Below are 6,580 nucleotides of genomic sequence, written 5' to 3' on the forward strand. Positions count from 1 at the left end.
GCCGGCCGAGACCTCCCACAGGTCGGCCGCCGAGGCGACACCACCGGGAAGCCGGCAGCCGATGCCCACGATCGCCACCGGATCGTCGCCGGCGGCCCGCGTGTTGCGGGCCGGCCGCGGGTCGTCAGGGGCGGGCAGATCGCGGGCCGGGTGGCTGTCATCGGTGCGGACGGCCAGGTGGGCGGCGAGCGCGGCCGGCGTCGGATAGTCGAAGACCGCGGTCGCGTCGACCCGCTCGCCGATCGCCGCCGAGAGCCGCTCGGCCAGTTCGATCGCGTTGAGCGAGCTGAAGCCGAGATCCTGGAAGCTGCGGTCGTACGGCACGGCGTCGGCGTCGTGGTGACCCAGCTGGGCGGCGACCTCGGCCCGGACGACCCTGATCAGGCTGTCGTCGGACGCGGCCGGTGCCGCACTGCCGGGCCGAACGGCGTCGGCGACGGGCCGGTCGAACGCGTAGGTGGGCAGATCCACCGAGCGCGCGCCGGTGCCGGTGAACACGGCCGGCCAGTCCACCTCGCCGCCGGACACGAACCCCTGTGCCGTCGCCGACAACGGCTGTGTCGCCGCACCGATCACGGCCGGCCCGTCCCCGTCGATCAACTCCCTCAGCCCGGACTCCAGTTCGGTCCGGTCGTGGCCGAACACGACCGCGCGGACCGGGAACTGTGTCCGGGTGGTCGCCAGCGAGAACCCGACGTCCAGCGGCTCGGCTCCGGCGCTGCGGTCGAGCAGCCGCCGGGCCTGCCCGCGCAGGGAGTCCCGGGTCTTCGCCGACAGCACCCACGGAACCACCGGCAGGCGCGACGGCGCGGGCGAGCCAGGGACCGGGACAGGGACCGGGGGTGCCTCGGTGAGCACCACGTGGCAGTTCGTGCCGCCGAGTCCGAACGAACTGACGCCGGCCACGGCCGGTCCGCCCGGCCACCGCAGGGCCCGCGTGTTCACCCGAAGATTCAGATCCGTCAACGGGATGCCCGGGTTGGGCGTCGTGAAGTGCAGACTCGCGGGCACCTGCCGGTGCTGCAGGCTCAGCACGGTCTTGAGGAGGCCCGCGATCCCGGCCGCCGCGTCCAGGTGGCCGATGTTCGTCTTGACCGACCCGACCAGCAGCGGTGTCGTCCGGGTCGCGACGGTGCCCAGCGCGGCACCGAGGCCGGCCGCCTCGACCGGGTCGCCCACGGCGGTTCCGGTTCCGTGCAGCTCGACGTACTGGACCGTGCCGGGGTCGACCCGGGCACGGTCGTACGCCCGTGAGAGCAGGGCCTGTTGTGCCGTGGCGCTGGGCACCGTCAGTCCGTTGCCACGGCCGTCGTTGTTCACCGCGCTGCCGGCGACGACCGCGGCGATCCGGTCACCGTCGGCCAGCGCGTCGGACAGCCGTTTCAGGACGACGAGGCCGCCGCCCTCACCGCGTACGAAGCCGTTGGCGCGGCTGTCGAACACGTAGCACCGGCCGTCCGGGGACAGCACGCCCATCTCGGCCAGGCCGCTCTGGGCGTCCGGAGCCACCATCAGGCTGACCCCGCCCGCGATGGCCAGGTCGCACTCACCGCTGCGCAGTGACTGCACGGCCAGGTGCACCGCGACCAGCGACGAGGACTGCCCGGTGTCCACGGTGAGGCTCGGACCGTGCAGGCCCAGGGCGTGCGACAACCGGTTGGCCACCATGGCGCGTTGCCGCCCGGCGAAGGCGTGGTGGTCGGGCGTGGACGTCGGCGTGACCTCTTGCGGCGCGGACACGAACACGCCGGTCTGGGTGCCGGCCAGCCGGGCTGCGCTCAGCCGGGCATGCTCCAACGACTCCCAGCCCAGCTCCAGCATCAGCCGCTGGTGCGGGTCCATGGCGGCGGCTTCCCGCGGGAAGATGCCGAAGAACCCCGCGTCGAATCCGGTGATGTCGTCGAGGAACGCACCACGGCGCCCGGTCATCCGGTCCGGGGGCGGGTCGCTGACCGCGTCGGTGCCCGAGCTCAGCAGGCGCCAGAACTCGTCGGGCCCGTTCGCCCGGGGCAGCCGGGCAGCCATGCCGATGATCGCGAACCCGTCGGTCATGATGCATCTCCTCGACGAAACTCCGGATGACGACGCGGGACACCGGTCAGGCGCCGGCGGCCGCCTGACGGAACGCGGACGTGTCCGGCGGCGTCATCCGGCCCAGCTGCGTCAGCAGGACGTGCAGGTCGTTGCAGGCCCAGTGATCGCTCACGCGGCCGTCCCGGACCTTCGCGATGTGCATCTCGTTCCAGCTGATGGTGCGGCCGGTCGGCTCCACGCCGAACACGGTGCCCGTGTGTGTGCCGGTCAGCCGGACGTGCTGGATGACGAATTCGCCGTCCTCGAAATCGCGGATGATCTCGACCTTCAGGTCCGGGAAGCCCTGTCGCTCGACCCGGATCACTGCCTTGACGCCGTCGCGGCCGGTGTCCATTCCGGGCGCCGCGTTGTGGTTGACGAAGTCCTCCGTCATCAATTCGTCGAGGACCTCGGTCCTGCCCTGAGAAAACGCCTCAGTCAGAATGCGACGAATCTTGATCTTGTCGGACACGATGTTCTCCTTGGAAGGGTTGTCCGGATATCTCGGCAAGAGCTACCTGGATGTTCACGAGAGTGCGTTCCGGTTCGAGCCAGCCCGCCGCCGGGCCCGGATCGAACCGGGCCCACACCGTCTCCGCGGACAGTCGTTCGGCGTCCGCCAGCCGGGCGGCGGCGAGCACCCGGTCGAAGTAGTCGGCCAGTTCACGCAGCGCCTCGATCCCGGCCGGCCTGCCGTGGCCGGGAAGGACCACCCGGGGGCGGAGCGCGATCAGCCGGTCAAGGGCCGTGCGCCAGCGGCCGACCCGCCCGTGCACGGCCAGCGGCGTCACCCCCGCGAAGCACAGGTCGCCGGTGACCAGGACCTGTTCGCCGGGCAGCCAGACCACGAGGTCGGCCGCCGAGTGGCAGTCCGTGAACTCGAGCACGCGCGCCGTGTCCGGCAGCGCGCGTTCGATGCCGGCGGGGGGCACCGGTTCGGCGGCCGTGCTGTCCCAGTCCGCCAGCCGCGCCGCGAACCTCGGCATCACCCTGGCGAGCAGCGCGGGGAGGCCGGGTTCGCCGATCATCCTGCGCATCCCGTCCACGGTGCGGGGATGGGCGATGATCGGCACCCCCTCGAACAGGAGGTTCCCGCCGATGTGGTCGGTGTGGATGTGCGTGTTGAGGACCAACTCGGCGGCGCGGCCCCGGCGGCCCAGCGCGGTCACGATGTCGGCTGCCATCTCCGGCAGCAGCATCGTGTCGATCACGGTGGCCGGTTCGCCGAGCAGCAGCACGCTGTTCGACAGGCCGGCGCCGCCGTCGCCGTTCACCAGCGCGAGCACGCCGTCGGCGACTTCGACCTCCTGGCGCACGGGCATGTTGACCGGCATGGCGGTCATCCGTGCAGCGCGCGGATCTGCTGGACCAGGCCGGTGCGGTCGAGCATGGCGTGCCAGGACACGATGCGGCCGGCGTCGGCCCGGACGGTCTCCACGACGTTCCAGGTCAGCCGCTGCCCGGTGCCCTTGGGCACGCCGGACATCGTGAGCTCGACCGACAGCGCGGAGCCGTCCGCGGACTCGATGATCCCGTCGACCTTGCGTTCCAGCTCCGTGTACAGCCCGTGCTGCTGCACGAACATCTCGGCAAGCCGCTGCGCGCCCCTCTTGCCCTGGCTCGCGGTGCGGATCTCGAGTTCGGCGTCGCACAGCTCGGCGACCGCGGCGTGGTCGCCCGCGTCGACCACCGTGTAGACGGACTCCCAGAGTTCCTTCGCGGATTTCATCGTCGCCCCTCCCCGTCCCCGTCTCCGTCCCCGGAGACGATCCAGTCGACCTGGTACACGTGCACGTCCACGTCGTCGGCGTACTTGTGCAGGTCGAGAATCAGCGCGCGGCCCGCCTCGCTGCGGATGTGTTCCTGAAAGGCCGCGAGCTCGCTCCACTGCGCGTAGTTCGTCACCCGGCTGCCGTCGAGGCTGCAGTGCACATTCGCCGAGATGAACCCGGGCATGTGCCGGATGATTTCATCGGTCTCCTTGCGGATCGCGACGGACAGCGCCTCCTGGTTCTCCGGCTTGCAGTGGAAGACGTTGATGTAGGTCATCAGGCGTTCTTCTGTGGAAATCTTGCTCATGGCCGCGTCGCCTTCGTCTCGGCGACCACGTTGAAACTACGGAACTCCGGATCGGAGTAGCATTCCTGCATCGGCCGGACCAGTTCCCTGTGCTCCTCGGACTTCTCCCAGGCGAAGAATTCCGCGAGGGAGTTCCATTCGCTGACGATCAGCCACCTGTCCGGGGTGTCGGACGACTGGCAGATCTGGTCGCGAAGGTGTCCCGGGGTCGCCGCGACGTGGAACCGGACCTTCTCGTAGGCGGCCAGGAAGTCCTCCCGCTTCTCCTCGGCCACCGTCACCATGAACAGGATGCGGGCCGTGCCCGCCGCGGCGTCGGTGCTTCCGGCCTGCGGTTCGCCGAGGGCCTCGGTGTCCACGTGCGCCAACGACGGGTCCGGCGCGAGCGGGCCGGTGTGGTACACGGCCAGCGATTCGGTCGTGCCCACATTGCGCAGTCGGTGCCGCTTGCCGATGGGTACGTAGATGCCGTCGCCGGCCCCCAGTGCCCAGTCCTCACCCTCGGCCTCGAGTACCAGGTCGCCGTCGACGACGAACAGGAACTCCTCGGAATACGGGTGGAAATGTTCCACCACGTATTCGCCGGGCTGGAGGACAACCGTGCCCATATAGCCGGATCGGCTGCCCACCGAACCGGGGTGGAGCACCATACGCAGCTGGCCACCGCGCGCCCGATAGGGCTCTATTTCGGCGGCATGGATTCGGCTCACCCGTGAATTGCTCATGCAGGAATCATCGCTGCGATTCCCGCGCGCCACATCAGAAATATGCCGTGGAAATTCGGCGGGAAATCCGCGGTCGGCTGCGGGTGACCCGCGGCTCCGGTACCGGCTCAGTTCACGGGGAGCGCCGCGTAGGACCGGAAACCGTGCACACAGGCGTACACAGCCAGCTGGGTCCGGTCGCGCAGGTCGAGCGCGCGCAGCAACGAGGAGATGTGCGACTTCACTGTGGGTCTGCCCAGCTTCAGCCGGTCGGCGATCTCCACATTGGCGAGGCCGTGGCCGATCATGCCGAGGATCTGCAGCTGACGAGGGGTGAGTTTCACTTCGTTGCCCGGCCCGACCGCAACCTCCGAAGGAGCGCTGTAGCGCAGTGCGGTGACCAACTCGCCGGCCACCAGGGGGTCAAGTGCCGCGCCGCCCCGGTCGACCACCCGGATCGCGTCCACGAGCCCCTGCACCGGTGTGTCCTTGTGCAGGAACCCCTCCGCGCCGCCGCGGAGCACCTTCATCGCGGTGTCCGGGGCCAGGTGGGCGGAGAGCGCCAGAACCTTCACCGCGTGCTCCGCGGTCTGCCTCACCACCTGCCTGGCCAGCATGTCCGCGATGTCGAAGCCGTCCACGTCCATCAGCAGCACGCGCGGCCGATGGTCCCGCAGCAACCGGGGGCTGTAATGGGTGGTGTCCCATTCGGCCACCACGTCGATCCCCGGTATGTCGCGCAGGACGGTCATCAGGCCTGCCCGGTACACGCTGGAACCGCTGCAGACTCCAACCGGCAGCAAGTCCTTGAGACCTGTGGATTCGTCAGGCAGGGCACCCTGCCTGCAGTCGGCTCTTGCGGGGGTCGGCAACGTAATGGGCATCTTCATGCTCCCTCGTGGTTCGCAGCAACGTACGCTGGCGCCGTCACGTTGACGGGTGGAGTTCTCCCGAAAGATCGTTCCCCGGTCGGCCGACATGACAGTGCCCTGTTCCGGAGGGATGACACGGCGTCCTGTGGTGCGTAACGGACCCGGCGGGCTCACAGCGGAGCGCGCTGAACGGAGCGATGGCGCCGACCGGCGGGCATGGGTACGTGCTCCTCTCGCGGCTGGGTCCCGTTCGGGACGCACCACGGACGCTAGGCTTCGGCCCACCCCTATCGCCAACCCCAGACCGACCCGGATCACCGTCCGCCAGCCCCTAGGGCCTGTCCGGCGGATCATGCCGCAGACGCGGGGTCTGGCACGCCCTCCCCCAGAGGGGGTACCCCCAGCGGCGTTGTCGTCGGTTGCCGACTCCCCCACGCTCGAACGACCTCGCGCGGGGGGACCCCCATCGTGTCGACGCCCTCCTCCGCCTTGCAGCTGCACGCACCAGACCCCGCTCACCGGCGATGATGCGGCGCCGTTGATTCACTGCGACCTGATCCGCCGGACAGGCCCTAGCAGGCTTGGTCGGGTTGGTATGGCGTCGGGTATGTCGCGGTGGCAGGTAGGACAGGCGCCGGTCCAGGTCGCGCGCAGTGGCTGTGGGTCGCGGACGGCCTTGCAGAGGCCCAGGACGGCGCCGTGTCTTTCGGGGCTCTGGCCAGTCGTCGCAGGGTGCGGAGGGCGTGGGCGGGGGAGAGGGGGGTGCCTCTATGTCTTTCGTCAAGCGAGGCGGGGGGTTCGGTGTTCGTAGAAGGTGCCGTCGCGGAGCATCGCGAAGAGCACGCTGATGCG

At 69.9% G+C, this 6,580-nt stretch carries 7 protein-coding genes; all 7 read right to left on the bottom strand.

Annotated features, from left to right (window positions below; genetic code table 11):
- A partial coding sequence (locus tag ACWCRB_RS48460) for a beta-ketoacyl synthase N-terminal-like domain-containing protein (protein WP_451002162.1) occupies nt 1-2,052 on the bottom strand: 2,052 nt, incomplete at its 3' end.
- Nucleotides 2,053-2,098: 46 nt separating this feature from the next.
- Nucleotides 2,099-2,545: an ester cyclase gene (locus ACWCRB_RS48465; protein ID WP_451002163.1), complete on the bottom strand. Its 447-nt coding sequence runs from the start codon at nt 2,543-2,545 to the stop codon at nt 2,099-2,101.
- Nucleotides 2,508-3,416, bottom strand: coding sequence for an MBL fold metallo-hydrolase (locus ACWCRB_RS48470; RefSeq protein ID WP_451002164.1), 909 nt, complete (start codon nt 3,414-3,416; stop codon nt 2,508-2,510). Before ACWCRB_RS48470 ends, ACWCRB_RS48465 begins: the two co-directional genes overlap by 38 nt.
- Entirely contained in the window at nt 3,413-3,802 is a 390-nt protein-coding gene (locus ACWCRB_RS48475) for a nuclear transport factor 2 family protein (protein WP_451002165.1), read from the bottom strand. Before ACWCRB_RS48475 ends, ACWCRB_RS48470 begins: the two co-directional genes overlap by 4 nt.
- Nucleotides 3,799-4,152, bottom strand: a complete 354-nt coding sequence (locus tag ACWCRB_RS48480; protein ID WP_451002166.1) for an antibiotic biosynthesis monooxygenase family protein — start codon at nt 4,150-4,152, stop codon at nt 3,799-3,801. Before ACWCRB_RS48480 ends, ACWCRB_RS48475 begins: the two co-directional genes overlap by 4 nt.
- Nucleotides 4,149-4,877: a cupin domain-containing protein gene (locus ACWCRB_RS48485; RefSeq protein WP_451002167.1), complete on the bottom strand. Its 729-nt coding sequence runs from the start codon at nt 4,875-4,877 to the stop codon at nt 4,149-4,151. The genes ACWCRB_RS48480 and ACWCRB_RS48485 overlap by 4 nt, the downstream gene beginning before the upstream one ends.
- A 107-nt stretch (nt 4,878-4,984) precedes the next feature.
- On the bottom strand, nt 4,985-6,082 hold the full coding sequence (locus tag ACWCRB_RS48490; protein WP_451002168.1) for a LuxR C-terminal-related transcriptional regulator: 1,098 nt from the start codon (nt 6,080-6,082) through the stop codon (nt 4,985-4,987).
- Between the last annotated feature and the right edge of the window lie 498 nt (nt 6,083-6,580).

The organism is Streptomyces sp. NPDC002156, assembly GCF_053593675.1.